Origin of the sequence: Pseudomonas sp. Irchel 3E20 (genome assembly GCF_900187645.1) — a bacterium.
Lineage (GTDB): Bacteria > Pseudomonadota > Gammaproteobacteria > Pseudomonadales > Pseudomonadaceae > Aquipseudomonas.
On the sequence record NZ_FYEE01000007.1, the window covers coordinates 30746 to 56570 of the forward strand.

The 25825-nt window shown below is 64.2% G+C and carries 23 protein-coding genes and 1 riboswitch; of the genes, 16 read left to right on the forward strand and 7 right to left on the reverse strand.

The window, feature by feature from the left end:
- Positions 1 to 3 precede the first annotated feature (3 nt).
- Complete coding sequence (locus tag CKW13_RS14490; protein WP_095109314.1) at positions 4 to 636, reverse strand: toluene tolerance protein; 633 nt, start codon at positions 634 to 636, stop codon at positions 4 to 6.
- A 294-nt stretch (positions 637 to 930) separates the two neighbouring features.
- Between CKW13_RS14490 and CKW13_RS14495 the strand changes: the two genes are divergently transcribed.
- The 6 genes from CKW13_RS14495 to hldE all read left to right on the forward strand — a co-directional run bounded on the left by CKW13_RS14495 (position 931) and on the right by hldE (position 8922).
- Positions 931 to 2043 (forward strand): capsular biosynthesis protein, encoded by a 1113-nt coding sequence (locus tag CKW13_RS14495; protein WP_095109315.1) that lies wholly within the window; start codon positions 931 to 933, stop codon positions 2041 to 2043.
- Positions 2044 to 2048: 5 nt separating this feature from the next.
- Positions 2049 to 3230 carry an O-antigen ligase gene (locus CKW13_RS14500; protein WP_095109316.1) on the forward strand — a complete coding sequence of 394 codons (1182 nt, stop codon included), beginning with the start codon at positions 2049 to 2051 and terminating at the stop codon, positions 3228 to 3230.
- A gap of 71 nt (positions 3231 to 3301) precedes the next feature.
- A complete protein-coding gene (msbA, locus tag CKW13_RS14505; protein ID WP_095109317.1) occupies positions 3302 to 5092 on the forward strand; it encodes a lipid A export permease/ATP-binding protein MsbA in 1791 nt (596 codons plus the stop codon).
- A complete protein-coding gene (locus CKW13_RS14510) occupies positions 5092 to 5988 on the forward strand; it encodes a GNAT family N-acetyltransferase (RefSeq protein WP_095109515.1) in 897 nt (298 codons plus the stop codon). Before msbA ends, CKW13_RS14510 begins: the two co-directional genes overlap by 1 nt.
- 16 nt (positions 5989 to 6004) lie before the next feature.
- Positions 6005 to 7426, forward strand: coding sequence for a PIG-L deacetylase family protein (locus CKW13_RS14515; protein ID WP_095109318.1), 1422 nt, complete (start codon positions 6005 to 6007; stop codon positions 7424 to 7426).
- 74 nt (positions 7427 to 7500) lie between these two features.
- The gene (gene hldE / locus CKW13_RS14520) at positions 7501 to 8922 is read left to right on the forward strand and encodes a bifunctional D-glycero-beta-D-manno-heptose-7-phosphate kinase/D-glycero-beta-D-manno-heptose 1-phosphate adenylyltransferase HldE (protein ID WP_095109319.1); all 1422 of its coding nucleotides are present in this window, start codon (positions 7501 to 7503) and stop codon (positions 8920 to 8922) included.
- 117 nt (positions 8923 to 9039) lie between these two features.
- Here the strand turns inward: hldE and CKW13_RS14525 are convergent, their stop codons facing one another.
- The 4 genes from CKW13_RS14525 to CKW13_RS14540 form a co-directional block, all read right to left on the reverse strand.
- Positions 9040 to 10002: a metal ABC transporter ATPase gene (locus tag CKW13_RS14525; RefSeq protein WP_095109320.1), complete on the reverse strand. Its 963-nt coding sequence runs from the start codon at positions 10000 to 10002 to the stop codon at positions 9040 to 9042.
- A 29-nt stretch (positions 10003 to 10031) separates the two neighbouring features.
- Positions 10032 to 10844: an aldo/keto reductase gene (locus CKW13_RS14530; protein ID WP_095109321.1), complete on the reverse strand. Its 813-nt coding sequence runs from the start codon at positions 10842 to 10844 to the stop codon at positions 10032 to 10034.
- Positions 10841 to 12016: an FAD-binding oxidoreductase gene (locus tag CKW13_RS14535; protein WP_095109322.1), complete on the reverse strand. Its 1176-nt coding sequence runs from the start codon at positions 12014 to 12016 to the stop codon at positions 10841 to 10843. Before CKW13_RS14535 ends, CKW13_RS14530 begins: the two co-directional genes overlap by 4 nt.
- Positions 12017 to 12125: 109 nt before the next feature.
- Entirely contained in the window at positions 12126 to 12458 is a 333-nt protein-coding gene (locus tag CKW13_RS14540; protein ID WP_095109323.1) for a multidrug efflux SMR transporter, read from the reverse strand.
- 99 nt (positions 12459 to 12557) lie between these two features.
- Between CKW13_RS14540 and CKW13_RS14545 the strand changes: the two genes are divergently transcribed.
- Positions 12558 to 13457, forward strand: a complete 900-nt coding sequence (locus CKW13_RS14545; protein WP_095109324.1) for a LysR family transcriptional regulator — start codon at positions 12558 to 12560, stop codon at positions 13455 to 13457.
- A gap of 11 nt (positions 13458 to 13468) precedes the next feature.
- Positions 13469 to 14746, forward strand: coding sequence for a lipid IV(A) 3-deoxy-D-manno-octulosonic acid transferase (gene waaA, locus CKW13_RS14550; RefSeq protein WP_095109325.1), 1278 nt, complete (start codon positions 13469 to 13471; stop codon positions 14744 to 14746).
- Positions 14747 to 14873: 127 nt separating this feature from the next.
- Here the strand turns inward: waaA and CKW13_RS14555 are convergent, their stop codons facing one another.
- Positions 14874 to 16313 (reverse strand): TolC family outer membrane protein, encoded by a 1440-nt coding sequence (locus CKW13_RS14555; RefSeq protein WP_095109326.1) that lies wholly within the window; start codon positions 16311 to 16313, stop codon positions 14874 to 14876.
- Between the two features lie 195 nt (positions 16314 to 16508).
- Positions 16509 to 16614, forward strand: a riboswitch (TPP riboswitch).
- Between the two features lie 152 nt (positions 16615 to 16766).
- Between CKW13_RS14555 and thiC the strand changes: the two genes are divergently transcribed.
- The gene (gene thiC / locus CKW13_RS14560) at positions 16767 to 18656 is read left to right on the forward strand and encodes a phosphomethylpyrimidine synthase ThiC (protein WP_095109327.1); all 1890 of its coding nucleotides are present in this window, start codon (positions 16767 to 16769) and stop codon (positions 18654 to 18656) included.
- Positions 18657 to 18745: 89 nt separating this feature from the next.
- Here thiC and CKW13_RS14565 read toward each other — a convergent pair whose 3' ends face one another.
- Positions 18746 to 19492: an RsiV family protein gene (locus tag CKW13_RS14565; RefSeq protein ID WP_095109328.1), complete on the reverse strand. Its 747-nt coding sequence runs from the start codon at positions 19490 to 19492 to the stop codon at positions 18746 to 18748.
- A 226-nt stretch (positions 19493 to 19718) separates the two neighbouring features.
- Here CKW13_RS14565 and CKW13_RS14570 point away from each other — a divergent pair, with 226 nt between their 5' ends.
- The 7 genes from CKW13_RS14570 to CKW13_RS14600 all read left to right on the forward strand — a co-directional run bounded on the left by CKW13_RS14570 (position 19719) and on the right by CKW13_RS14600 (position 25821).
- A complete protein-coding gene (locus CKW13_RS14570; RefSeq protein WP_095109329.1) occupies positions 19719 to 20336 on the forward strand; it encodes an NUDIX domain-containing protein in 618 nt (205 codons plus the stop codon).
- Complete coding sequence (locus CKW13_RS14575; protein ID WP_095109330.1) at positions 20327 to 20779, forward strand: DUF1249 domain-containing protein; 453 nt, start codon at positions 20327 to 20329, stop codon at positions 20777 to 20779. The genes CKW13_RS14570 and CKW13_RS14575 overlap by 10 nt, the downstream gene beginning before the upstream one ends.
- 90 nt (positions 20780 to 20869) lie before the next feature.
- Positions 20870 to 21676: a 3',5'-cyclic-AMP phosphodiesterase gene (gene cpdA, locus CKW13_RS14580; RefSeq protein WP_095109331.1), complete on the forward strand. Its 807-nt coding sequence runs from the start codon at positions 20870 to 20872 to the stop codon at positions 21674 to 21676.
- An 88-nt stretch (positions 21677 to 21764) separates the two neighbouring features.
- Positions 21765 to 22373, forward strand: a complete 609-nt coding sequence (locus CKW13_RS14585) for a YqiA/YcfP family alpha/beta fold hydrolase (protein ID WP_095109332.1) — start codon at positions 21765 to 21767, stop codon at positions 22371 to 22373.
- A gap of 42 nt (positions 22374 to 22415) precedes the next feature.
- The gene (parE, locus tag CKW13_RS14590) at positions 22416 to 24320 is read left to right on the forward strand and encodes a DNA topoisomerase IV subunit B (RefSeq protein ID WP_095109333.1); all 1905 of its coding nucleotides are present in this window, start codon (positions 22416 to 22418) and stop codon (positions 24318 to 24320) included.
- Positions 24320 to 25303, forward strand: coding sequence for an esterase-like activity of phytase family protein (locus CKW13_RS14595; protein ID WP_095109334.1), 984 nt, complete (start codon positions 24320 to 24322; stop codon positions 25301 to 25303). Before parE ends, CKW13_RS14595 begins: the two co-directional genes overlap by 1 nt.
- Complete coding sequence (locus CKW13_RS14600; protein WP_095109335.1) at positions 25300 to 25821, forward strand: TIGR02281 family clan AA aspartic protease; 522 nt, start codon at positions 25300 to 25302, stop codon at positions 25819 to 25821. The genes CKW13_RS14595 and CKW13_RS14600 overlap by 4 nt, the downstream gene beginning before the upstream one ends.
- Positions 25822 to 25825 lie beyond the last annotated feature (4 nt).

A 25825-nucleotide genomic window follows, 5' to 3' on the forward strand; every position in this document is an offset into this window, starting at 1 on the left:
GCCTCAGGCGTTGAGCGCCAGGCTCAATTCCCTTTCGTTGCACACACGCTGATGAGCCAGGTAATGCTCCAGAAACTGGTTGTCTTGGAGCAGCCACGCACGGTCCTGGCGGTAGCGCAGCATGTGCTTGAAGTTGCGCAGGCGCAGGCTTTTGCGCAGCGGCTTGCGGTAGGTGCGCAGGTCGGCGATGTCGATCAAGCCCAGGGTGTTTTGCGGGGTCAGGACCACGTTGCCCAGGTGCGCGGAGCGAAAGTAGACGCCCGCTTCATGCAGGCGCGCGATGAAGGTGCCCAATTGCCCGCGCAGGCCTTCGTGGCCCGGGGCGGCGAGCAACTGGCGTAGGGTCTGGCCAGGGAGCGGGTCGTAGTGCACGGCGTCTCGCTCGACGCTGGGGATGCGGTAGACCTGGCGCACGCGGGGGCACTCGATGGCGCGCTCGCGCAACGCCTGGCAATTGTCGGCGAAACGCTGTGCGTAAGGCGCCCATAGGGCCGAGGTGAGCAGGCGTTTACGGCGGAATAGCTTGAGCATCGAACCATCGGCCAGGCGCAGGACTTTATCCCCTTTACCATCGGCTTCGAGAACGTCGGCGCCCTCGCGCAGGTTGAGGTAGAGACTGTGGTCGAGCGTTTGCATCGAGGCTCCGGGTTTGGCCTGACAGAATGGGCAGCCGGCTATGGTAGCGCAGTGGGCATGCGGCCAAAACCGCTGTGCTACAATCGCCGCCCTTTTTCAGGCAAATTGGCTCGTATTGCGTGGATCCCACGGTTCTTGTGCGCTCCAGGCACCGCTGGTTTTCTCCCGCTGAGCATTTCTAGCTTCTATCCTTTCTGCACAAATCAGCGAGCAACAGGGAATTGTTGTCGACGAACCTGTTGTACGCGCTTGTGTCGTATTGGCGAGATAGATGCGGTCTTTTTTGGACACCCTATGACGACAATGCTGTTCATTTCCTTGGCCAAACACCAGGGTCTGTATTTCAATCGTTTGCTTAACGAGACCGAGCTGGAAGGCAAAATCGTCATGCCTGCCCAGATGCCCTGGCCTCGGTTGTCGCGGCTCTTCAGCGTGCTGCCGCGCATCGACTGGGCGAGCCTGGTCGAGGAAAAGTGCGAAGAACGGCGGGTCAAAGACAAGACCGCGGGGCGCCTGTACCGGGCCCTGTTGCGCCTGGAACTACTGTGGGTGGCCTTGCGTGCCCAGGCCCTGTTGGACCGCGAACGCCCCCAGGCGCTGGTGTTCTGGAACGGTTCCCACCGCTATTGTCGGCTGCTCGCGGCGCTGGCTCCCGAAGGCTGCAAAACCTTCTTTTTCGAGAATGGCCTGCTGCCCAGCACCACGACCCTGGATGAGCACGGAGTCAATTACCTCAACTCCGTGCCACGGGAGGCCGAGTTTTACCGCAACTACCCCTATCCCGTGGCGCAGGACAGCGCCCCAGCCGTGCTGATTCCACGCAAGCCCCGTACCGAGGGCCCGGCGCCGATCGAGTTGCCGCAACAGTTCATCTTTATTCCGTTTCAGGACGACCGCGACAGCCAGGTGCGTTTGTTTTCGCCCTGGGTGCGCAATATGCGCGAGCTGTTCGCCCTGGGCGAACGCCTGGTCGAGCAGACGGGTGCAACCGTGGTGTTCAAGGAGCATCCTTCCAGCCGCGAGGTTTACCCCGACCTGCATGCGCGTACCCATGAGCGGCTGTTGTTCGCCAATGGCAACCCCACCCAGCAGTTGATCGAGGCCAGCCAGTTCGTCATTACCCTGAACTCGACCGTTGGCCTGGAAAGCCTGTTATTGGGTAAGCCGGTGCTGACGCTGGGTCAGGCGTTCTTCACTATCGAAGGCTTGGTGATGCACGCTGACAGCGTCGATCAACTGCTGGCGTTGGTGCGGGCCTATCCACAGTGGCCATTGGATGAGTCGCTGCGGCGCAATTTCTTGCACTACTTGACTGAACACTACTGCATCAAGGGCGCCTGGAAAGAGGCGGATGCAGCTCATTTGCGGCAAGTGGCCAATCGGATGCTGGGTAAGACAGGTTGCTGAAAAGCATGAAAAAACTGTTTGCAAAGGATGTGCTGGCGGTGTGGGCATCCCTGGGCTTGATCGTGATGCTGTGCGGGGCGTGGGTCTTGCCGAGCAACAAGCTCTATCACCAACTGCTGACCCTTTTACTATGGCTGCCGGCTGTATTGGCGCTGTTGCATCGCGATGTACGGCGGATGCTCAAGCAGCCGGAATGGTGGCTCTTTGCTGCGTTCATGGTTTGGACCCTCGTGGTGCTGGCGTTCAAGGGGGGCGAGGATGTGATCGGCAAGGCCAAGGTGACGTTGTATGTGGCCCTGACGTTGCTGGGCATCGTGCTGGCCGCGCAGAGTCCGAAGTGGCGCGTAGAAGCGGTGTTGTTCTATTCCTCGATCCTGGGTGGTGTGTTCGCGTTGGTTTCGCTGACGTCCTTCTATCTGTTGGCGGAACAACCGATCAAGGGGCGGCTGGTGGCTGTCGGTCTATGGGATACCGCGATCATGGCGGCCCACGCCGTGGGCGCCTTGGCGATTCTCGGGCTGTGCGTCGTCCAGGCCCGGCGCTGTTCGCCTTGGGTCATGCTGCTATTGTTGATTCCGGCGTTCGGCTATGTGGCGTTCCTGGGCTTTAGCCAGACCCGTGGGGTGTGGATCGCCCTGGCGACCTGTTTGCTGGTGATGAGCGTGGCGCGGCCCTCGCGCCTGGGCACAGGGCTGGTGGCTCTGGCGGTACTGGGGTTGGCGGTCATTGCCTTGCTCCAGCCGCACATCCTGTTGCAGCGCGGGTTGTCGTACCGCCCGCAGTTGTGGGGCGGGGGCATGCAGTTGCTGCTCGACCACTGGGCGATGGGGCTGGGGTTTCATGAGTATTGGATCCCTGTCGAACAACTGGACCGAGCGTTCAAGCACCCCCACAACCTGTTCCTGGACACCGGCGTGCGCGAAGGCGTGATCGGCCTGCTGCTGTTCGGCTGGCTGTGGTTGGCGGCGGGTTGGCGCGGCTGGACTTGTCGGGCACAGCCGCTGGGCCGGGCATTGCTGGCGCTGTGGGTGTTTGCCGGGGCGTCGCTGATGACCGATGGCATCGGGCTTTGGCTCAAGCCCAACGCAGACTGGTTGATTACCTGGTTGCCGATTGGCTTGAGCATGGTGCTGGCGGCGCGGGTGCGTTGTGAAACCGACGCTAATGCAGTGGCTTCCCCGCCTTAGTCAATGTTGGTAGGGGTTCGCTGTTACAATCCGCAGCTTGTCTGTCTTTTCAAATGTACGAGGCGTGCCGAATGGCCAATTCCGACCAGCAATCGAGTATGAAGATCTACCTGCGGTTGCTGAAATACGTGCTCCCGTACTGGGGCGCTTTTGCCATCAGTATTGTTGGTTTCGTGCTCTTCGCCTCCAGCCAGCCGATGCTGGCGGACATGCTCAAGCACTTCCTCGATGCTCTGCAAAAACCCAACGACACCAAGTTTCTCGGTGTCTCACTGGTGCTGGGGGTGCCGCTGTTGATCGTGCTGATTGCGATCTACCAAGGCGTCGGCTCGTTCCTGGGCAACTACTACCTGGCCAAGGTTGCCCGTGGCGTGGTCCACGACTTGCGCTGCGCGCTGTTCGACAACCTGCTGACCCTGCCCAACCGCTATTTCGACAACCACAACTCCGGGCACCTGATTTCGCGCATCACCTACAACGTGACCATGGTCACCGGCGCCGCGACCGACGCCATCAAAGTGGTGATCCGCGAAGGCCTGACGGTGGTGTTCCTGTTCGGCTACCTGCTGTACAGCAACTGGAAAATGACCCTCGTCCTGCTCGCGATCCTGCCGATCATCGCCGTGCTGGTAAGCAGCGCGAGCAAGAAATTCCGCAAGCAGAGCAAGAAAATCCAGGTGGCCATGGGGGATGTCACCCACGTTGCCTCGGAAACTATCCAGGGCTACCGCGTGGTGCGCAGCTTTGGTGGCGAAACCTATGAAATCGAGCGCTTCCACAAGGCCAGCGCCGACAACATGAACCGCAGCCTGGGCATGACCCGCACCCAGTCGATCTACACCCCTGTACTGCAACTGGTGATCTACATCGGCATGGCCGTGTTGATGTACCTGGTGCTGTACATGCGCGGCGACGCTTCGGCGGGCGAACTGATTGCCTACATCACTGCCGCCGGCCTGCTGCCCAAACCGATCCGCCAGTTGTCCGAAGTCAGCGCCACGATCCAGAAGGGCCTGGCGGGTGCCGAGAGCATCTTCGAGCAGCTCGATGAAACGCCGGAAGTCGATACCGGCACCAAGGAGATGGAACGGGTCAGCGGCCGCCTCGAGGTGCGCAACCTGAGCTTCCAATACCCGGGCACCGACAAGGTCGTGCTCAACGACATCTCCTTCACCGCCGAAGAAGGCCAGATGGTGGCCCTGGTCGGCCGCTCGGGCAGCGGCAAGTCCACGCTGGCCAACCTGATCCCGCGCTTCTACCACCACGACAAGGGCCACATCCTGCTCGACGGGGTGGATGTCGAGGAATACAAACTGACCAACCTGCGCCGCCATATCGCCCTGGTGACGCAGCAGGTGACCCTGTTCAACGACAGCGTGGCCAACAACATCGCCTATGGCGACCTCGCCGGCGCGCCGATGGACGATGTGCGCAAGGCGGCCGAAGATGCCTACGCCGCTGAGTTCATCGAGCAGATGCCCCAGGGCTACGACACCCTTGTGGGCGAGAACGGCGTGCTGCTGTCCGGCGGCCAGCGCCAGCGCCTGGCGATTGCCCGGGCTCTGCTCAAGAATGCGCCGTTGCTGATTCTCGACGAGGCCACCTCGGCCCTCGACACCGAGTCCGAGCGCCATATCCAGGCCGCCCTCGATCAGGTGATGAAGAACCGCACCACCCTGGTCATTGCCCACCGCCTCTCGACCATCGAAAAAGCCGACCTGATTCTGTTGATGGACCAGGGCCGCATCGTCGAGCGCGGCACCCATGCCGAGTTGCTGGCGCTCAACGGCTTCTATGCTCGCCTGCACGAAAAAGACTTCGTCGAAGGCACCGACGAAGCGATGACGGAGTCCCTGGCTTGATCCTGAGTTACTGGCGTGGTTGGCGGGAAAACGGTTGGACGCCCATCGATGCCTCGGCCTATGCCCAGGCCTGGCAGGCGTTTGGTGGCAGCGTGGCGACTCACCCGCAAGTGGTTGAGCGGCTGTCCGGGCTGGCGGGCATTGCCGTGCGCTACCTGGGGTGGTTCGTCGAGGGCGAGTTGTGCGCCGCGATGCCGACCTGGGGCCGCCATGTCGCGTTGTCCAAGGACGTGCTCAAGCACCAGGGCAAGCGCGGCTTGTTCGACCTGGGCAACGCCGAGATCATCCTCCCGGCCGCCGATGACGCCCGCGCTCGCGTACGTCACCGCATGCGCTACGTTTCCGAACTCAACGCCGCCAACCTCACCGGCCTACGCGAGCAAGCCGAAGGCCTGGCGCTGGCTCGCCAGCCCGAGGATTACAGCAAGAAATTCCGCTACAACCAGCGCCGCGAACAGCGACTGTTGGAAGAGGCCGGTGGCAGCATCCGCCCCATGCTTGAATTGAACGCCAGCGAACAGGCGGCGATCTACGCCGATCTGTTTCAACGTCGCTGGGGTTTCGAGGCGCCGGGCAAAGCCCGGCTTACTGAAGTCTTCAGCCTGATGCGCGAGTTCATGACCGGCTCGCTCATCTACCTCAACGATGAACCGGTGGCGGTGCAAATCCTCTACCGCGTCGAGGCGCCCAAGTGGGTCAGCCTGGAGTACATCAACGGTGGGGTCGACCCGCAGAACCGCGAGTTCAGCCCTGGCAGCGTGCTCAGCTTCGTCAACACCCAGGCTGCCTGGGAAGAGGCGCGGGCGTTGGGCAAGCCGCTGCGCTACTCGTTCGGCCGCGCCGACCGGGAATACAAGGACCGCTGGTGCCACCGGGTGCCGGTCTACCAGGTGTGAGCGAGGTTATGCAGCCATGAGTGGACGCAAGCAACAGTTGCTCAAGCGCCATCGCCAACGCAAACGCCTGCTGCTGCTGGGCGCGTTGCTGGCGACGCTGGCATTCGGGCTGCTGGTAGCCTGGTGGCCGTTGCCGCTGTTCCTGCTGCTGGGCTGGATCGCCCATGAAGCCTGGTTCGCCGACCACCTGTTCTACGCCCCGGGTGATGATTACCGCTACGACTTCCCGCCCGGCACGCCGCAGTTTCCCGTGGCCCTGGCCAACGGCGTCCTGCGCGTGGAGGGCGACTTCGCCACGGCGCAAACCCTGGTCCTGCAAGTGTGGGTCAAGAGCCACTGGCTGGGGCGCCTGCTCGACCCGCAGGTGTGGATCGGCGACGACCGCCAGGACCTGGAGCGTGGCGTGGCGGGGGTGCGCTTCCTCAACCTCTCTGGGCAGGAGCAGGCCTTGGCGGCCGGTACCTTGCGCCTGCGCGGGCGCTTTTGTCGCCTGGCCCCGCAGGCCACCCTCCATGCCTTGAGCAACCCGGATTTCGCCCAGCAACGCCTGCTGGTCATCGCCCCCCATGCGGACGATGCCGAACTGGCGGCGTTCGGCCTCTATAGCCGGGCCGCCGAGGTGGCCATCGTCACCCTGACCCAGGGCGAGATCGAAGCCGAACGCTTTCGCGACATGGGCCTGGACGCCGCCGAGGCGGCGCGGCTCAAGGGGCGCCTGCGCAGTTGGGACAGCCTCGCGGTGCCGTTGTGGGGCGGTGTGGCGCAACACAACTGCGTGCAACTGGGCTATTACTGCCTGCAATTGCCGGCCATGGCGCAACAGCCCGAGCAGGCGTTCGGTTCTCGTGAGTCGGGGCAAAGCGATATCCGCACCGTGCGCCAGCACAACGCCATGCGCCTGCCCGGCGATGTCGATGGCCAGCCTACCTGGCGCAACCTGGTGGCCGACCTGGCCCAATTGCTGGAACAGCATCGCCCCGAGGCGGTACTCACGCCCCACCCTGAGCTCGACCCTCACAGCGACCACGTGGCCAGCACTCGCGCCTTGATGCAAGCCATCGAGCAGAGCACCTGGCGCCCACGCACTCTGTTGCTTTACGCCAATCACCTGCACGACAACGACCGCTGGCCCATGGGCCCGGCGGGCTACGGCATCGCCCTGCCGCCGACCATCGAAGCGCTGCCGGCCGATGGCCTGTGGAGCCCGACCCTGAGCGCCGCGCAGCAGATGGACAAGGCCATGGCCCTGGGCATGCAGCACGACCTGCAGGGCCGGCCACCGTTCAAGCGCCGCGTGCGCCGCGTGATCCAGCGCCTGCTGGCCGGGCGCCGCTGGCCGCGTACCGGCGAGGACGAGTTCTTCCGCAAAGCGGTGCGCCGCCACGAACTTTTCTGGGTGCGCCCACTCGGCCCCCTGCCACCGGATGACCGCCGCTGAGCCTTGGCTCAGGTGCGGCCGCACACTTTCGCTATGTTATTATCCGCGACGCTTTTATCGCCCCTGGAGTCTCCATGAAGTTATCCATGCCACGTTTTGAACAGGCCCCTGTCCTGGTGGTCGGCGATGTCATGCTTGACCGTTACTGGCATGGCGGCACCTCACGGATCTCCCCTGAGGCGCCCGTACCCGTCGTCAAGGTTGAGCAAATCGAGGACCGCCCCGGCGGTGCCGCCAACGTTGCATTGAACATCGCTGCCCTCGGCGCCCCGGCCTCGCTGGTGGGTGTCACCGGTGACGACGAAGCCGCCGATAGCCTGGCCAACAGCCTTGAAGGCGCGGGCGTTCGCGCCATGTTCCAGCGCATCGCCCACCAGCCGACCATCGTCAAGCTGCGGGTCATGAGCCGTCACCAGCAACTGCTGCGCATTGATTTTGAAGAACCTTTCGCCACCGACGCCCTGGCCCTGGCCGGCGAAGTTGATGCGTTGCTCGAAGGTATCAAGGTGCTGGTGCTGTCGGATTACGGCAAAGGCGCCCTGAAAAACCATCAGGCATTGATCCAGGCTGCTCGTGCCAGGGGGATTCCGGTGCTGGCCGACCCCAAGGGCAAGGATTTCTCGATTTACCGTGGCGCCAGCCTGATTACCCCCAACCTCAGCGAGTTCGAGACCATCGTGGGCGGTTGCGCCGATGAGCATGAGTTGGTGAGCAAAGGCGCTACGTTGATGCGTGAGCTGGAACTGGGCGCGTTGCTGGTGACCCGTGGCGAGCACGGCATGACCTTGCTGCGCCCCGAACATCCGCCGCTGCACCTGCCGGCCCGTGCCCGTGAAGTGTTCGACGTGACCGGTGCCGGCGACACGGTGATTTCCACCCTGGCCGCCGCTATTGCTGCCGGTGAAGACTTGCCCCACGCCGTGGCCCTGGCCAACCTGGCGGCGGGCATCGTGGTCGGCAAGCTCGGCACGGCGGCCATCAGCGCCCCGGAACTGCGTCGCGCCATCCAGCGCGAAGAAGGCTCCGAGCGTGGGGTGTTGAGCCTTGACCAATTGCTGTTGGCCATCGACGACGCCCGCGCCCACAACGAGTCGATCGTGTTCACCAACGGCTGCTTCGACATCCTCCACGCCGGCCACGTGACCTACTTGGAGCAGGCCCGTGCCCAGGGCGACCGACTGATCGTCGCCGTCAATGACGACGCGTCGGTCACCCGCCTCAAAGGCCCGGGCCGGCCGATCAACAGCGTCGATCGGCGCATGGCCGTGCTCGCCGGGCTCGGTGCAGTGGATTGGGTTATCAGCTTCCCTGAAGGCACTCCGGAAAACCTGCTGGCCCAGGTCAAGCCGGACGTGCTGGTCAAGGGCGGCGATTACGGGATCGACCAAGTGGTCGGCGCCGACATCGTCAGCGCCTATGGCGGCAAAGTGAAGGTGTTGGGCCTGGTGGAAAACAGTTCCACCACCGCCATCGTCGACAAAATCCGCAGCCGCTGATGGTTGTAGCAAGCGAGCGTGCCCGCGCTGGAGTGCGCAGCGCTCCTGATTCGGTGTTGTAGCGGCCACAGATTTAGGGTCGTTACGCAAGCCCGCTTGCTACCTAAAACAACAGTGTCAGTGCCCGCCGCCGGGCACGATTTTCTTCAGCAACTGCCGCGCCTTGCCCGTCAGGCGGCTCAGGCCCGAGGCGTTGGTCGGTGCGCTCAAGCCTTGCTGCTTGAGCCACTCCTTCCACTTGATCCGCTCATCGCGCACCACCCAGCCTTCCTGGCGGGCGAAGCTTTCGGCCAGGTACAGGCCGCGGGTGCTGGCCGGGTGCAGTTGATCCTTCTTCAAGGTGTACAACTCGGCGCAAGGCTGGCCGTCCGTCAGGGGCATCAGGTACAGGTCCGGGCGCTTGCGATCCAGGCGTGCCACCAGTTGATCGCCCTCCAGCCGCTCCTCGACATGGAACAAGCTCAAGGACTTGGCTTCGCGCGGCACTTCCAGGCGCAGGTCGTAGATCAACTGTAACGACGCCGTGGGCAGGTGCACGTAGGCCCGCGGCCGTTCGATCAGCGGCAGGCTGGCATTGCGCACCGGGCGCGCCGAGCCGGACAGCGGCGAGAGACGAAAGGGCAGGGCTTCGCGGTAATGCAGCGCGGCGGCGTAGGGCGCCGGCAGCCAGGTGTCATTGAAGCGCCCGCCGAGCCAGCCTTCGGGGGTTTCCAGCAGGCATTCCTCGGCGATTTCCTGGATGGCGGTGTGCAGCGGCAGGTTCAATTCGTGGGCCGGGACGTAGCCGGAAATCAGCTTGAGCACCACATCGCCACGGTCCTGGCGACGCTGGCGCACCAGCACCCAGTAATCGCGGTTTTGCCAGTGCAGGGTCAGGCGCACCGAAACCCCCAGGTTGGCCAGCTCCACGGCAAAGCGTTCGGTATCGGCCACCGCCACCGGGCGGCGGCGGTGCAGGGTCTGGGCGAAATTGAGCGGCATGCCGATGCTCTGGTAGCTCAGGCCTTCGGGCGTGGCCTCTACGAACAGCGGCAGGGTCTTGAAGTTACTGGGGTTTTTTCTGATGAGCGTGCGCGACATGTCGGCTCCTTCTTGCGTTGGGCACGGCGTTAGCGACTACCTAATACCTTGGCGACGGTCGCCACATTGTGGGCGAGGTGCAGCGGGTTGATGGTCCCGACGATAGCACTGGCCACACCGGGATGGCCAAACAGTAGCTCAAAACTGGCGCGCACCGGGTCCACGCCGGACTCAAGGCAGACGTGGCCGCTGGCCAGGGCTTTTTTCACCAGGATGGCCTTGCCGTGGGCCGCGGCGTAATCGATCACCGCGCGCTCGGCCTGCTCGTTGAGGTTGTAGGTGACCATGGCGCAATCCCCTTGCTCCAGGGCTTTGAGTCCGCCCTCCACGGTTTTGCCGGAGAAGCCGAAGCCGCGGATCTTGCCCTCGGCCTTGAGGGTCGCAAGGGTCTGGTACACCTCGCTATCAGTGAGGATCGCCAGGTCGTTGCCGTCCGAGTGCACCAGCACCAGGTCGATCACCTCGGTTTCCAGGCGTTGCAGGCTGCGCTCCACCGAGCGGCGGGTGTGTTCGGCGCTGAAGTCGTGGCGCGACTGGCCGTTATCGAACTCTTCGCCCACCTTGCTGACGATCACCCACTGGTCACGCTGGCCGCGCAGCAGCGGGCCGAGGCGTTCCTCGCTACGCCCGTAGGCCGGCGCGGTGTCGATCAGGTTGATGCCCAGTTCGCGGGCCATTTTGAGCAGCCGGCGCGCGTCGTCGTCATCGGGAATGGTGAAGCCATTGGGGTACTTGACCCCTTGGTCGCGGCCCATTTTGACGGTGCCCAGGCCCAGGGGCGAAACCATCAGGCCGGTGCTGCCCAGGGGGCGGTGGAAGGGGTGCAGGGTCGGTAGGCTCATGGCAGCAGTTGCTCCCAGGCAGGCACGCCCAGGGGCGGGCGTGGCAGTTCAGGCAACGGCGTGGGCGGATTCGCCACGATGCCGTCGCGTTGCAAGGCGTTGATGACCCGATCGGCGAAATCCGGCGCCAAGGCCAGTTTGGTCGGCCAGCCGACGAGTAGGCGCCCCTCTTCGGCGAGGAAGGCGTTGTCGGGGCGGCTCAGGCCCGATTGCTGGGGCTCGGCGCGATCCACCCGCAAGGTCGCCCAGCGGGCGTCACTGAGGTCGACCCAGGGCAGTAACTGGCCCAGTTCCTTTTGTGCCGCGGCGATTTGCGCGGCGGGCTCGCGGGCCACGCCTTCGGCTTCGGCGAGGTCACCGCCCACGTACCAGACCCACTGGCCGTCGGCCGCCGGGTGGGTGGTCACGGTGATGCGCGGCTTCGGCCCGCCGCCCAGGCAGTGGGCGTACAGGGGTTTGAGGGTCGGGCCCTTGACCAGCACCATGTGCAGCGGCCGGCGCTGCATCAGTGGTTTGCTCTGGCCCAGGGCCGTGAGCAGTTCGGCGGTGCCGGCGCCGGCACTGAGGACGATGCGCTGGGCGCGGATCTCGCGGCCATCGACCCGCAGGCCCACCAGCACGTTGTGCTCCAGCCACGGCTCGATCACTTGGCCGGCGAGCAAACTGTCGCCGCCCAGTTCGGCCAGGCGTTGGATCAGGCTCGGCACGTCCACCACCAGTTCGGCGAGGCGGTAGACCTTGCCCTTGAAGCGTTTGTCTTGCAGGGCCGGGGGCAATTGCTCGCCCTTGACCTGGTCGACGCGGCCGCGCACGGCTTTGCTGGCGAAGAAACTGGTGAGGTTGCCGGCCAGGGTGCCGGGGGACCACAGGTAATGGGCGTCGGACAGCAGGCGCACACCGGTGAGGTCCAGTTCGCCGCTACCGGCCAGGGCTTCGCGCCAGCGCCGCGGCATGTCGGCGATGGCTTCGGAGGCGCCGGTCAGTGCGCCATGCAGGGCGTACTTGGCGCCGCCGTGGATGATGCCTTGGGATTTCACGCTTTGCCCGCCGCCCAGGCTGGCGTTTTCCACTACCACAGTCGAAAAGCCCTGGCGCCGCAGCCGCGCATTGAGCCAGAGCCCGGCAACGCCTGCGCCGACGATCAGCACATCGGTGGAAATAGGGGATGGCATGGGGCGACCTCTGCGTTCAAGACAAGGGGCGCAGTATACAGGGCCGCTTTAAGTTGCAAGCGGCGAGGGGCAAGTAAAAGCGTGATTGGTCGGCATGTAGCCAGGGTCGTCAGTGGCCAGCGGTTTTGGAGAAGAGCTGGATGACCACCACGCCCAGGACGATCAGCGCCATGCCGAGCATGGCCGGGATGTCGAGTTTCTGCCCGTAGATAAACAGCGCCGCCACGCTGACCATGACGATGCCCATGCCCGCCCACACCGCGTAGGCCACGCCCACTGGTACGGTGCGCACCACCAGGGTGAGCATCCAGAACGCAATGCCGTAGCCGCAGATCACCAGCAACAGCGGCAGCGGCGTGCTCAAGCCCTTCACCGCTTTCATCGAGACGGTGGCGATCGCTTCGGCGCAAATGGCGATGGCCAGGTAGGAATAGGCGTTCATGGAGCAGTCCTCGGGGTGATGTGGTGCGTTCTGAGGTCGGCATTCTAGAGCTTGCGGGAATGGGGTAAAGTCATTACCTATCTGAATAGGAGATAGGTTATGCAGTGGAGCCTGGAGCAAATGCGCCTGTTCGTCAGCGTTGCCGAACAACGCTCGTTTTCTGCCGTGGCGCGGGACCAGCGCAAGGCGCAATCGGCCATCAGCAGCGCGGTGGCATTGCTGGAAGCGGACCTGGGGGTGAGCCTGTTCGAGCGTAGCAGCGGCCGCCAGCCACGCCTGACCGAAGCTGGCGCGGCGTTGCTGGAAGAAGCCCGCGAGGTGCTGCGCCAATGCGAGCGCCTCAACGGCCGGGCGATGGCCCTGATGCGTGGCGAAGAGGCGCGCCTGCGCCTGGCCCAGGATGAAGCCATGCTGTCCCAGGAGGTGCTCGACGCCCTCGAAGCCCTGGCCGGGCAATTTCCCAGCCTGGAGGTGCAACTGGCCAGCGCGGCCCAGGGTGATGTGGCGCGCAAACTGGTGGAGCGCAAGGCCGACCTGGGGCTGCTGTTCTACCACGACCAGATCCCCGAAGCCCTGGAGCGCCGGGCCCTGGGCAGCGTGGAAATGGTCACGGTGTGCGGCGTCGATCACCCATTGGCGTCGGCCCAGGGCCAGGTGGATAGCCAGCGCTTGGCGCAGTTCCGGCAATTACTGATGTCCACCCAGTCCAGCTCTTATCCCGGCAGCGAGGCGGCGAGCCCGCAGGTGTGGCGCGCCGACAGCTTCTACGTGATGGCCGAATGGGTGGTGCGCGGCTTGGGTTGGGCCTGGCTGCCCCGGCATGTGGTGCAGTACCCGGCGTATCAAGGGTTGATGGTGGAACTGGTGGGCGAATGGACGCCGCCGCCGCTGGTGGTCGAAGTGGTGTGGCGCCGCGACGAGCCGTTGGGGCCGGCGGCGCGGTTTCTCTCCGAGCGTTTTGCCGCGCACTTGCAGGCCACCCATCAAAAAAACCGATAGACTCCGCCGCCATGAATAGAACTCTGTATACCGCGCTGTTTTACCTGGGGCTGCCGTTGGTGGCGTTGCGACTCTGGCTGCGGGCGCGCAAGGCGCCGGCCTACGCCCGGCGCGTGGGCGAGCGGTTTGCCTACGGCTTGCCGGCATTGCAGCCGGGCGGCATCTGGGTGCACGCGGTGTCCGTGGGCGAAAGCATCGCGGCGGCGCCGATGATCCGCGGCTTGCTGGAACGTTATCCACAGCTGCCGATCACCGTGACTTGCATGACCCCCACCGGCTCGGAGCGGATCCAGGCGTTGTTCGCCAACGAGCCGCGCATTCAGCACTGCTACCTGCCCTACGACTTGCCCACAGCGGCGGCACGGTTTTTGGACCGGGCCCAGCCCAGGTTGGCGGTCATCATGGAAACCGAGTTGTGGCCCAACCATATCCACCAGTGCGCCAAGCGCGGTATCCCGGTGGCGCTGGCCAATGGCCGGTTGTCCGAGCGTTCGGCCAAGGGCTATGGGCGTTTCGCCCGGTTGACGGCGCCGATGCTGGCCGAAATGAGCTTGCTGGCGGTGCAGACCGAAACCGAGGCGCAGCGCTTCCGTGACCTCGGCGCACGCCCAGAGACGGTGCAGGTCACCGGCTCGATCAAGTTTGACCTGAGCATCGACCCACAACTGCTAGTACGTGCGGCGGCCTTGCGCGAGCAATGGCAAGCCCTGGAGCGCCCGGTGTGGATCGCTGCCAGCACCCACGAGGGTGAGGATGAAATCGTCTTGGCGGCCCACCGGCAACTGCTCGCCAGTTACCCCAATGCCTTGCTGATTCTGGTGCCGCGCCACCCGGAGCGCTTCGACCGCGTGTTCGCGTTGTGCCAGGAGCAAGGGCTGGCCACGCTGCGCCGGTCCAGCGGCGCCGCCGTGGCGCCGGACACCTCGGTGCTGCTGGGCGACACCATGGGCGAGTTGCTGTTTTTGTATGCCTTGGCCGACAGCGCCTTTGTCGGCGGCAGCCTGGTGCCCAACGGCGGGCATAACCTGCTGGAACCGGCGGCCCTGGCCAAACCGGTGCTGAGCGGGCCGCACCTGTTCAACTTCCTGGAAATCGCCGCAATGCTGCGCAGCGCCGGCGCTTTGCAGGAAGTGGACGACGCCCAGGGTTTGGCAGTGGCGGTGCAACGGCTGTTCGAGCTGCCCCGCGATGCGCAGAAAATGGCCGAGGCGGGGTTGCAGGTGATGCGCGCCAACCAGGGCGCGCTCAAGCGCTTGCTCGATGGCTTGGGGCGGTTGATAAAACTCTGATAGCCCCTGAAAACCTCAGTGGGAGCGAGCCTGCTCGCGATGGCAACGTCTCAGTCAGCCGAGATGCAGGCTGATACACCGCCATCGCGAGCGGGCTCGCTCCCTCAGGTTTTGGTTTTAGCTCACTTCAAGGCCTGGCCTTGAGCTGTTCCTGCGCGGCTTTGGCCAGGTCTGGCGGAAGGAAGTCGCGGTCGGGGTTGTAGTCGGCCTTGAGGTAGCGCGACAGGTCTTGCAGGTCGCCCGGGCTCAGGGTGCCGGCGGCTTGCTTGAGGCGCAGGTTGTCGAGGATGTAGTCGTAGCGGGTGTTGTTGTAGTTGCGCACCGAGGTGTAGAGCTGGCGCTGGGCGTCGAGCACATCGACGATGTTGCGCGTACCCACCTGGTAACCGATTTCCGTAGCTTCCACCGCGCTCTGGTTGGAGATGATCGACTGGCGGCGTGCCTGCACCTGTTCGACATCGGTGTTCACCGCGCGGTGCAGGTTGCGGGTGTTTTCCACCACTTGCCGGCGCAGGGCTTCGCGGCGTTGCTCGGTTTGGCTCAGGCGCGAGTACGATTCGCGCACCTGGGAGCTGGTCAGGCCGCCGCTGTAGAGCGGGATGTTCAGTTGCAGGCCGATGCTGCGCTGCGACACGTCATTGCCGTAGCGCCCGCCCTGCAGGCCCGGGTCCGGGTTGGTGAAGCCGAAGGCGTCGTTGTCACCTTTTTTGTACTGCGCCACCGCGTCCAGGGTCGGCGCGTGGCCGGCCTTGCGTTGCTTGAGGGTTTCTTCGGCGGCATCGACGGCGTAGTTGCTGGCCAGCAGGTTGAGGTTTTGCTTGGCAGCGGTGTCCACCCAGGCCTTGGCGTCATTGGGCGTTGGCGCGAGCACCGGCAAGGTGTGGACAATGCCCTGGATCGAGTTGTACTGGCGGTTGGTCAGGGTAATCAGCGCTTCAAAGGCGTCGTCTACCTGGCGCTGGGCGAGGATGCGGTTGGCCCGGGCAGTGTCGTAGCTGGCCTGGGATTGCAGCACGTCGGTCTTGTCCGACAGGCCTACGTCGAAACGCTCGTTGGACTGGTCGAGCTGACGCTTGAACGCCGCTTCCTCGGCCTTGGTCGAGGCCAGGTTGTCTTGGGCACGCAGCACCGCGAAGTAGCTTTCGGCACTGCGCAGGATCAGGTTCTGCTCGGTCGCCGAGAGCTCCAGCGCCGCTTGTTCGTTGACCGCTTCGGCAGCCTGCAACTGGAACCAGCGGTCGGCGCGGAAGATCGGCTGCGCCAGGGTGGCCTGGTACACCGTGCCGCTGCGGGTGGAGGTCATGGACGGCTGGTCGAGTTGGGTGCGGGTGTTGTTCAGGTCGGCACCGGCCGACAGGTTGGGCAGCAGGCCGGCGCGGGCCTGGGGCACGATTTCCTTGCGCGCCTGATAGTCGGCGCGGGCGGCGGCCAGGTCGGCATTGTTGTCCACGGCTTCCTGGTAGACGCTGACCAGATCGGTCTTGGTGGTCAGGGGCGCTTCTGCTGCCCAGGCCAATCCATTGGTCGCACAAGACACGGCGAGGGCCAGTGAAAGTTTGCGCAGCATGAGGCAATCCCTAGGTAAATATTACGGCGATAATTTAAACGCCAAGGCTACGGCGCACGATCCAGAGCGTCAAGGCCCGGCACAGCCTTGCGAGTGTAGTAGCGGTAGCAATTGGCAACAATCCTGCAATTGCGCCATTCATCACGCTGATTGCACCGGAGTTGGCGTTCTCTACCCGTTGTGTCTAGACTGGCCGCGTTCTTGTCGGGGTGCCTTGCTAAGAGGCTGAGATCGAATCATTTCGGATCCCGTTGAACCTGATCGGGTTAACGCCTGCGTAGGGAACAAGATTTCTCGTCACCCGGCGAGTCCTCTTGTGCTTCGTCCGGGATTTGCGTTCGACAATCGAACACCTCTCGTACGCCAAGCACAGCACCAGCCTCGGTGCGTCCGTCCGTTTACAGGTTCACTCCGACAAAAATCCACTGCCTGGATGTGTCTGGAGAGCCCGTGATGACCACAAAAGCAAAAAACGCCCCGCACCTGAGTGAATCGGCCAAGGTCGACCAACAATCGGTGCAGCCCTTTACCCGCTCGCAAAAAATCTATGTCCAGGGTTCGCGCCCCGACATCCTCGTGCCCATGCGCGAAATCAGCCTGGACGTGACGCCCACCGATTTTGGCGGCGAAATCAACGCGCCGGTGGTGGTCTACGACACCTCCGGCCCGTACACCGACCCCAACGTGCTGATCGACGTGCGCAAAGGCCTGGCGGACGTGCGCTCGCCCTGGATCGAGGCCCGTGGCGACACCGAGCGCCTGCCGGGCTTGAGTTCCAACTTCGGCCAGGAACGCCTGGCCGACGCCGAGCTGACCAAGCTGCGCTTCGCCCACGTCAACAACCCGCGCCGCGCCAAGCCTGGGGCCAACGTCAGCCAGATGCACTACGCTCGCCAAGGCATCATCACCGCCGAGATGGAATACGTCGCCATCCGCGAAAACATGAAGCTGGAAGTGGCCCGCGCCGCCGGCCTGCTGGACCAGCAGCACGCCGGCCACAGCTTTGGCGCCAGTGTGCCGAAGATCATCACCCCCGAGTTTGTGCGTGACGAAATCGCCCGTGGCCGCGCCATCATCCCGGCGAACATCAACCACACCGAGTTGGAGCCGATGATTATCGGCCGCAACTTCCTGGTGAAGATCAACGGCAACATCGGCAACAGCGCCCTGGGTTCGTCCATCGAAGAAGAAGTGGCGAAACTGACCTGGGGCATCCGCTGGGGCTCGGACACGGTCATGGACCTGTCCACCGGCAAGCACATCCACGAAACCCGCGAGTGGATCATCCGCAACTCGCCGGTGCCCATTGGTACGGTGCCGATCTACCAGGCCCTGGAAAAAGTCGGCGGCGCCGCCGAAGACCTGACCTGGGAGCTGTTCCGCGACACCCTGATCGAGCAGGCCGAGCAGGGCGTGGATTACTTCACCATCCACGCCGGCGTGCTCCTGCGCTACGTGCCGCTGACCGCCAAGCGTGTTACCGGGATCGTTTCGCGCGGCGGCTCGATCATGGCCAAGTGGTGCCTGGCGCACCACAAGGAAAACTTCCTCTACACCCATTTCGAAGACATCTGCGAAATCATGAAGGCCTACGACGTCAGCTTCTCGCTGGGCGATGGCCTGCGCCCCGGCTCGATTGCCGACGCCAACGACGCGGCGCAGTTCGGTGAGCTGGAAACCCTGGGCGAGTTGACCAAGATCGCCTGGAAGCACGACGTGCAGTGCATGATCGAAGGCCCCGGCCACGTGCCGATGCAGTTGATTAAAGAGAACATGGACAAGCAGCTCGAATGCTGCGACGAAGCGCCGTTCTACACCCTCGGCCCGCTGACCACCGACATCGCGCCGGGCTACGACCACATCACCTCCGGCATTGGCGCGGCGATGATCGGCTGGTTCGGTTGCGCCATGCTCTGCTACGTCACGCCCAAGGAACACCTGGGCCTGCCGAACAAGGATGACGTCAAGACAGGGATCATCACCTACAAAATCGCCGCCCACGCGGCGGACCTCGCCAAGGGCCACCCCGGCGCGCAGATCCGCGACAACGCCTTGAGCAAGGCGCGTTTCGAGTTCCGCTGGGAAGACCAGTTCAACCTGGGCCTGGACCCGGACACTGCACGCTCCTACCACGACGAAACCCTGCCCAAGGACTCGGCCAAGGTGGCGCACTTCTGCTCCATGTGCGGGCCGAAATTCTGCTCGATGAAAATCACCCAGGAAGTACGCGAATACGCCGCCAACCAACGCATCGAAGCGGTGGACGCGGACATCGCCCAAGGCCTGGCGGAACAGGCTGAACGGTTCAAGCAGGAGGGGAGCCAGCTTTACAAGAAAGTTTGAGGGGCAAGCTACAAGCGGCAAGTTAAGGGCGAGAGCAAATCTGCTTTTTCTTGAAGCTTTTAGCTTGCCGCTACAAGGCGCTCTCCTCTTTAGCTGCGCCCGGGAAACAGCTCGGGCCGCAGTACACCGTTGAGGCGTGGGTAAGGAATTTTCAGCTCGATGTGGCCCAAGGCGTAGGGCGCGATGGTGGTGGTGGCGTACTTGAGGATCACCCCGCCATAGGTCAGGGCCACATTGGGGGTTTTCTGGAAGGGCCAGTTCTTCACGAACTCGGGTTCCTGATCCAGCTTGGTGCTAATCAGCCAACTGTTGTGGGCCACTTGCGCGGCTTTCCAGAAGGCGTCTTCCTGGCCGGGCAACAGCATGTCGGCCAGGTTCAGGACCTTGTGCTGCGGGCGCGAGTAGTTGATGAAGCCACGCCCCGGTTCGCCGTGGGCGCCGCCGGTGTCGAGGTAGCTGGACAGCTCGATAATCACCAGCCCGTCATGTTGTTCCCGTACCTTGGCCTGCAAATAGCTGCTGCTGCGGCTTTGCGCGGCGCGCAGAAACTGCTCGCGGTAGGCGTTGAGGCTGGGTGCCACGGGTTGGCCGGGCGCGGTGCGGGTCATGTCCAGCAGGCGTTTTTCGATGATGGCATCGAGTTGCGGCTCGGCAGGGAAGGTCAGAGTATCGATGTTCACCAGCGGGCAATCGCTGGCCGTGCAACCGGGCTTGATCTGCTCCGAGGCGTCGCGCTTGGCTTCCAGCGGAACGCGGTAGTTGGGCTGGAACAGGCTCTGGCAGGCCCCTAGGGTCAGGGCGATACAGGCCACGGAGGCGATTTTCACAAGCGACATGGGCGTCCTTCATAAACCAGGGAAAGGCAAAAGTTACCGGCTTCGACTGCCTGCGCGGCAGTCAGTTCGCCACTAAGCTCAAGAGTGTCAATTAGAGAGGCTTTCGCCCCTTGCCGTCTATCTCGGCGTCTGCAAAGGGGCTGCATGATGGCACGCGGGCGCGTTAGGATGGCGCGAAGTCGAGGTTGAACGCCTCGTATCGAATACGCAGTAAACGAGGACCGCCATGACTGATTTCACCCACGCCGTGCCCACTGCGGTGCAGATCGTTCGTCGCCAAGCGTGCTTCAAGGGCTTTTATCAGCTCGACAAGGTGTTCCTGCGCCATGAACTGTTCGCTGGCGGCATGAGCCGGGAAATCAGCCGTGAACTGTTCGTGCGCCATGACGCCGTGTGCGTGCTGCCCTACGACCCGCAGCGCGATGAGGTGGTGTTGATCGAGCAGTTTCGCGTTGGCGCCATGGGCAAGGTCACCAACCCGTGGTTGGTGGAGCTGGTGGCGGGCCTGATCGACAAGGACGAGCAACCCGCAGAAGTGGCCCACCGCGAAGCCCAGGAAGAAGCCGGCCTGGTGTTTTCGGCGCTGTGGCCCATGACCCAATACTTTCCCTCGCCCGGCGGCAGCAATGAATTCGTGCATCTGTTCCTGGGGCGTTGCGACAGCAGCGGCGCCGGTGGCCTGCATGGCCTGGAGGAAGAGGCCGAAGATATCCGCGTCAGCGTGTGGGCCTTCGAAGATGCCTTGCAGGCCGTGCGCGACGGGCGGATCTGCAATGCCGCCAGCATCATTGCCCTGCAATGGCTGGCGTTGAACCGCGTGGAAGTGAGGGGGCTATGGTCGTAAACAAAGTGCGCGATCGCTATCGGGTGGACCTGGTGGCCTTGCAGGCTGCCTGCGAGGCCAACTACGCGCGCTTGATGCGCCTGCTGCCGGACATGCGTGAGCAACCCATGGCGCGGCGCATCGCCGTGACCCAGGGTGACCAGATGCTCGGCGTGCTGGCCCTGGAGGTGAAACTGGCCTGCCCCTACACCACGACCCTGTTCGTGCGCCAGGAGCACAGCCTGCCGTGGCTGCCGGTGCCGCAGTTGGAAGTGCAGGTCTATCACGATGCGCGCATGGCCGAAGTCATCAGCGCCGAACATGCGCGGCGCTTTCGCGGCATCTACCCTTACCCCAATCCGTTTATGCACCAGCCGGATGAGAAGGCGCAGTTGAACGTGTTTCTTGGCGAGTGGCTGAGCCACTGCCTGGCCTGTGGCCACGAATACGAAGTGGTTCGCTGAGGTTGTGAACTGCGTCCGCTTCACCGCTTTCCTCTTTCCTGCCGGCCCCAGCATAATCGCGCCATTCATCACCTTTTGCGGGAGAGCCGCGTGCCGAGCCTGACGACCGCCGACCCTGTGCTGCTGGTGCAGCTCTCCGACAGCCATCTGTTCGCCGATGCCGACGGCACGCTGCTGGGCATGCAAACCCGCCAAAGCCTGCAAAAAGTCATCGAACTGGTGCAGGCGCAACAAGCGCACATCGACCTGCTGCTGGCCACGGGCGACTTGTCCCAGGACGGCACGCTGGAGTCGTACCAGCAGTTTCGCCGCATGAGCGGGCAGATCGGCGCACCGGCGCGTTGGCTCCCGGGCAACCACGACGAGCCGCGCGTGATGGCCCAAGCGACGCAGGGCAGCGCGCTGCTGGAGCCAGTCGTGGACATCGGCAATTGGCGTGTGACCCTGCTCGATTCCGCCGTGCCGGGCTCGGTGCCGGGTTACTTGCAGGGCGAACAACTGCAACTGCTCGCCCGCGCCTTGAGCGAGGCCCCGGAGCGCCATCACCTGGTGTGTTTTCACCACCACCCGGTGCCCATGGGCTGTGGTTGGCTGGACCCCATCGGCCTGCGCAACCCCGAGGCGCTGTTCGAGGTGCTGGAGCGCTTCCCCCAGGCGCGCGCGGTGCTGTGGGGTCATGTGCACCAAGAATTCGACCGCCAGCGCGGCGATGTGCGCCTGTTGGCGTCGCCCTCCACCTGCATCCAGTTCACCCCTGGCGCCGATGATTTCCAGGTCGATGTGCTGGCCCCCGGCTATCGCTGGCTGCGCCTGCACCCGGATGGGCGGTTGGAAACCGGGGTGGAGCGGGTGACCGGGTTTGATTTTCAGGTGGATTACGGCGGTACGGGCTATTAATGGCTGATTAAGCAAGCGCGCTGCCCATCTCCCATAACCCGGGGTTCCCTGTAAACTGCGCCCTTTGCCTGATACCTGGGGAGCGCAAATGTCCGGTTCGATCCTGTATATCCACGGTTTCAACAGCTCGCCGGCCTCGAAAAAGGCCAGCCAGTTGATCGCGGTGATGAACAGCCTCGGCCTGGGTGAGCAACTGCGGGTGCCGGCGCTGCATCACCACCCCCGCCAGGCCATGGCCCAACTGGAGCAAGCGATCGGCGAACTGGGCCGCCCGCTGCTGGTCGGCAGCTCACTCGGCGGCTACTATGCCACTCACCTTGCCGAGCGCCACGGCCTCAAGGCCCTGCTGGTCAACCCAGCGGTCAGCCCCCATCGACTGTTCGACGGCTACCTGGGCCCGCAAAAAAACCTGTACACCGACCAAACCTGGGAATTGACCCACGACCACGTGACCGCCCTGGCGGAGCTGGAAGTGCCCGCTCCTGGGGACCCGCAGCGGTTCCAGGTATGGCTGCAAACCGGCGATGAAACGCTGGACTATCGCCTCGCGCAGCAGTATTACCGAGCCTGCGCCCTGCGCATCCAGGCTGGCGGCGACCACAGCTACCAGGGCTTTGCCCAGCAACTGCCGGCGCTGTTGAGCTTTGCCGGCATTGGCCCGGATCAGTACCAGGGCATCGACTTTGCGGCACTGTGACAACCCGGACTTTATTTAATCGAACACTGACGACGAGACCCCATGGCCACTCCCAGCGCTAGCTCTTATAACGCCGACGCCATCGAAGTCCTCTCGGGCCTCGACCCGGTGCGCAAACGCCCCGGCATGTACACCGACACCAGTCGGCCCAACCACCTGGCCCAGGAAGTCATCGACAACAGCGTCGATGAGGCCTTGGCCGGGCACGCCAAGTCGGTGCAGGTGATCCTGCACGCCGACCATTCCCTGGAAGTCAGCGATGACGGGCGCGGCATGCCGGTGGATATCCACCCCGAAGAGGGCGTCTCGGGGGTGGAGCTGATCCTCACCAAGCTCCACGCCGGCGGCAAGTTCTCCAACAAGAACTACCAGTTCTCCGGTGGCTTGCACGGCGTGGGCATTTCCGTGGTCAACGCCTTGTCCACCGAGGTGCGGGTGCGGGTCAAGCGCGACGGCAACGAGTACCAAATGACTTTCGCCGATGGCTACAAAGCCACCGAGCTGCAAGTGATCGGCACCGTGGGCAAGCGCAACACTGGCACCAGCGTGTTTTTCGCCCCCGACCCCAAGTACTTCGACTCGCCGAAATTCTCCATCAGCCGCCTCAAGCACGTGCTCAAGGCCAAGGCCGTGCTGTGCCCGGGGCTGCTGGTCAGTTTTGAAGACAAAGGCACCGGCGAGAAGGTCGAGTGGCACTACGAAGACGGCCTGCGTTCCTACCTGGTGGACGCGGTCAGCGAATTCGAACGCCTGCCCGACGAACCGTTCTGCGGCAGCCTGGCCGGTAACAAGGAAGCGGTCGATTGGGCCTTGCTGTGGCTGCCCGAGGGCGGCGACAGCGTCCAGGAAAGCTACGTCAACCTGATCCCCACGGCCCAGGGCGGCACCCACGTCAACGGTTTGCGCCAGGGCCTGCTCGACGCGATGCGTGAGTTCTGCGAATTCCGCAGCCTGCTGCCCCGCGGCGTAAAACTGGCACCTGAGGACGTCTGGGAGCGCATCGCCTTCGTGCTCTCGATGAAAATGCAGGAACCGCAATTCTCCGGCCAGACCAAAGAGCGCCTTTCGTCCCGCGAGGCCGCGGCGTTCGTCTCGGGCGTGGTCAAGGACGCCTTCAGCCTGTGGCTCAACGAGCACCCGGAGCTGGGCCTGCAACTGGCGGAACTGGCGATCAACAACGCCGGGCGCCGCCTCAAGGCGAGCAAGAAGGTCGAGCGCAAACGCATCACCCAGGGCCCGGCGCTGCCGGGCAAACTGGCCGACTGCGCCGGGCAGGACCCGATGCGCTCGGAGCTGTTTCTGGTCGAAGGCGACTCCGCCGGCGGCTCGGCCAAGCAGGCGCGGGACAAGGAATTCCAGGCGATCCTGCCGTTGCGCGGCAAGATCCTCAACACCTGGGAAGTGGACGGCAGCGAAGTGCTGGCCAGCCAGGAAGTGCACAACATCGCCGTCGCCATTGGCGTCGACCCGGGCGCCGAGGACATGAGCCAGCTGCGCTACGGCAAAATCTGCATCCTCGCCGACGCCGACTCCGACGGCCTGCATATCGCAACCTTGCTCTGCGCCCTGTTCGTCCAGCATTTCCGCCCGTTGGTAGATGCCGGCCACGTCTACGTCGCCATGCCACCGCTGTACCGCATCGACCTGGGCAAGGAGATTTTCTACGCCTTGGACGAGGCCGAGCGCGACGGCATCCTCGATCGCCTGGTGGCCGAGAAGAAACGCGGCAAGCCCCAGGTCACCCGATTCAAAGGCCTGGGTGAGATGAACCCGCCACAACTGCGCGAAACCACCATGGACCCCAACACCCGGCGCCTGGTGCAGTTGACCCTGGACGATTTTGCCGCGACTTCGGAAATGATGGACATGCTGCTGGCCAAGAAACGCGCCGGCGACCGCAAGGCGTGGCTGGAGTCCAAGGGCAACCTGGCCGAGGTGCTGGGCTGATGCGCAGCGCGTTGGCCCTGGCGTTACTGGTGCTGACGACTGCGGTCGCCGCCGCGCCCGTGCCTGAGCTCAAGCTGTTGGCCGAGCACCCGGTGGACGGCATGCCCAGCGGCAACCTCTCGGGGCTGGCGCTGTGCAGCGGCGAGTTATGGACGGTATCGGACCGCGACGATGGGCAGCTTTACCGGCTCGATACCCGCGCGCCGGTCTGGCAAGCCGAAACCGTGAAAATCGACGTGCCGCCGGTGCCCGACAGTGGCCTGCCGTGGGGCTTGCGCGTGCGCAACCTGGCGGCCGCCCCCCTGCGTGGCGGCGACCTGGATTTTGAGGGCATCACCTGCGATGGCGCGGGCAATCGCTATGTGGTCAGCGAAACCCACGCCGCCGTGCTGCACGTGCCGGTCGAGGGCGCGGCGCAGTGGCTGAAAATCTCCCCGCTGATGGTGCGCCAGGCGCGGGCCAGCGGCATGTTGCTCAACTTCAATGCGTTGTTCGAGGGCATCGCCGTCAACCCGGCAGGCACCCAACTGTGGCTGGCCGCCGAGCGCGAGCGCCGTGGCCTGTTGCGGGTGAGCAAGCAGCAGAGCCTGTGGGACTGCCCCGACAATTGCGTGGTGATGAGCGAGGGCGGCGCGCAGCAGCCACCGCCGCAAATCCCCGCCGGCCGGGGCCAGCACAAGGACTTCAGCGACCTGGCCTTCTACCAGGACAAACTGTTTACCCTCGAACGCATGGCCTACCGCATCTGCCGCCGCACCCCGGCCACGGGCGCGGTCGAGCGTTGCTGGTCGTTCGCCAATGAGGCGTTGACCGAGCCACGGCGCTACAACACCCGGTTTGGCAACACCGAAGCCCTGGCCCTGGACGAGGGCGGTGCGTGGATTGGCGTTGATAACGGCAGCCACACCCGCGCCGACGGCGAGCAACGGCCGATAGTTTGGCGCTTCGCCGCGCCGGACGGCGGCTGGAGCGCCACGCCATGAGCCAGCAAGCGCCGGGCAAACGCGCCGGCCGGGTGTTGCTGATCCTGGCTTGGTGCGCGGGGTTGTTTTTGGCTACCCGGTTTTTCGGCGAGTGGGAAGCGCGCCGCGAGAACCCCAATAGCGCAGTCACCTCGCAGCAGGGCGCGGGCTATATAGAAGTCAAACTGGTCAGCAATGGCCAGGGGCATTTTGTCGCCAGCGGCCAGATCAACGGCCAACCGGCGACGTTCATGCTCGATACCGGCGCCACCGACGTGGCGATCCCCGTGGCACTGGCCGAGCGCCTGGGCCTGGAGAAGGGCGCGCCGGTCACCTTGAGTACCGCCAACGGGCGCAGCCAGGGTTATCGGACACGCCTGGAACGCCTGCAACTGGGCGATATCGTCCTGCGCGACGTGCGTGCCCTGATCGCACCCGGCCTGGACGGCGAGCAGGTGCTGCTGGGCATGAGCGCTTTGAAGCAACTTGAATTCACCCAGCGCGGCGGCACCATGCTGCTGCGCCAGACAACGAACTGATGAG

Excerpts from the sequence above, each read along its gene's own strand:
- CKW13_RS14490 (WP_095109314.1), bottom strand. The coding sequence starts at position 636 with ATGCAAACGCTCGACCACAGTCTCTACCTCAACCTGCGCGAGGGCGCC.
- CKW13_RS14495 (WP_095109315.1), top strand. The coding sequence starts at position 931 with ATGACGACAATGCTGTTCATTTCCTTGGCCAAACACCAGGGTCTGTAT.
- CKW13_RS14500 (WP_095109316.1), top strand. The coding sequence starts at position 2,049 with ATGAAAAAACTGTTTGCAAAGGATGTGCTGGCGGTGTGGGCATCCCTG.
- msbA (WP_095109317.1), top strand. The coding sequence starts at position 3,302 with ATGGCCAATTCCGACCAGCAATCGAGTATGAAGATCTACCTGCGGTTG.
- CKW13_RS14515 (WP_095109318.1), top strand. The coding sequence starts at position 6,005 with ATGAGTGGACGCAAGCAACAGTTGCTCAAGCGCCATCGCCAACGCAAA.
- hldE (WP_095109319.1), top strand. The coding sequence starts at position 7,501 with ATGAAGTTATCCATGCCACGTTTTGAACAGGCCCCTGTCCTGGTGGTC.
- CKW13_RS14525 (WP_095109320.1), bottom strand. The coding sequence starts at position 10,002 with ATGTCGCGCACGCTCATCAGAAAAAACCCCAGTAACTTCAAGACCCTG.
- CKW13_RS14530 (WP_095109321.1), bottom strand. The coding sequence starts at position 10,844 with ATGAGCCTACCGACCCTGCACCCCTTCCACCGCCCCCTGGGCAGCACC.
- CKW13_RS14535 (WP_095109322.1), bottom strand. The coding sequence starts at position 12,016 with ATGCCATCCCCTATTTCCACCGATGTGCTGATCGTCGGCGCAGGCGTT.
- CKW13_RS14540 (WP_095109323.1), bottom strand. The coding sequence starts at position 12,458 with ATGAACGCCTATTCCTACCTGGCCATCGCCATTTGCGCCGAAGCGATC.
- CKW13_RS14545 (WP_095109324.1), top strand. The coding sequence starts at position 12,558 with ATGCAGTGGAGCCTGGAGCAAATGCGCCTGTTCGTCAGCGTTGCCGAA.
- waaA (WP_095109325.1), top strand. The coding sequence starts at position 13,469 with ATGAATAGAACTCTGTATACCGCGCTGTTTTACCTGGGGCTGCCGTTG.
- CKW13_RS14555 (WP_095109326.1), bottom strand. The coding sequence starts at position 16,313 with ATGCTGCGCAAACTTTCACTGGCCCTCGCCGTGTCTTGTGCGACCAAT.
- thiC (WP_095109327.1), top strand. The coding sequence starts at position 16,767 with ATGACCACAAAAGCAAAAAACGCCCCGCACCTGAGTGAATCGGCCAAG.
- CKW13_RS14565 (WP_095109328.1), bottom strand. The coding sequence starts at position 19,492 with ATGTCGCTTGTGAAAATCGCCTCCGTGGCCTGTATCGCCCTGACCCTA.
- CKW13_RS14570 (WP_095109329.1), top strand. The coding sequence starts at position 19,719 with ATGACTGATTTCACCCACGCCGTGCCCACTGCGGTGCAGATCGTTCGT.
- CKW13_RS14575 (WP_095109330.1), top strand. The coding sequence starts at position 20,327 with ATGGTCGTAAACAAAGTGCGCGATCGCTATCGGGTGGACCTGGTGGCC.
- CKW13_RS14585 (WP_095109332.1), top strand. The coding sequence starts at position 21,765 with ATGTCCGGTTCGATCCTGTATATCCACGGTTTCAACAGCTCGCCGGCC.
- parE (WP_095109333.1), top strand. The coding sequence starts at position 22,416 with ATGGCCACTCCCAGCGCTAGCTCTTATAACGCCGACGCCATCGAAGTC.
- CKW13_RS14595 (WP_095109334.1), top strand. The coding sequence starts at position 24,320 with ATGCGCAGCGCGTTGGCCCTGGCGTTACTGGTGCTGACGACTGCGGTC.
- CKW13_RS14600 (WP_095109335.1), top strand. The coding sequence starts at position 25,300 with ATGAGCCAGCAAGCGCCGGGCAAACGCGCCGGCCGGGTGTTGCTGATC.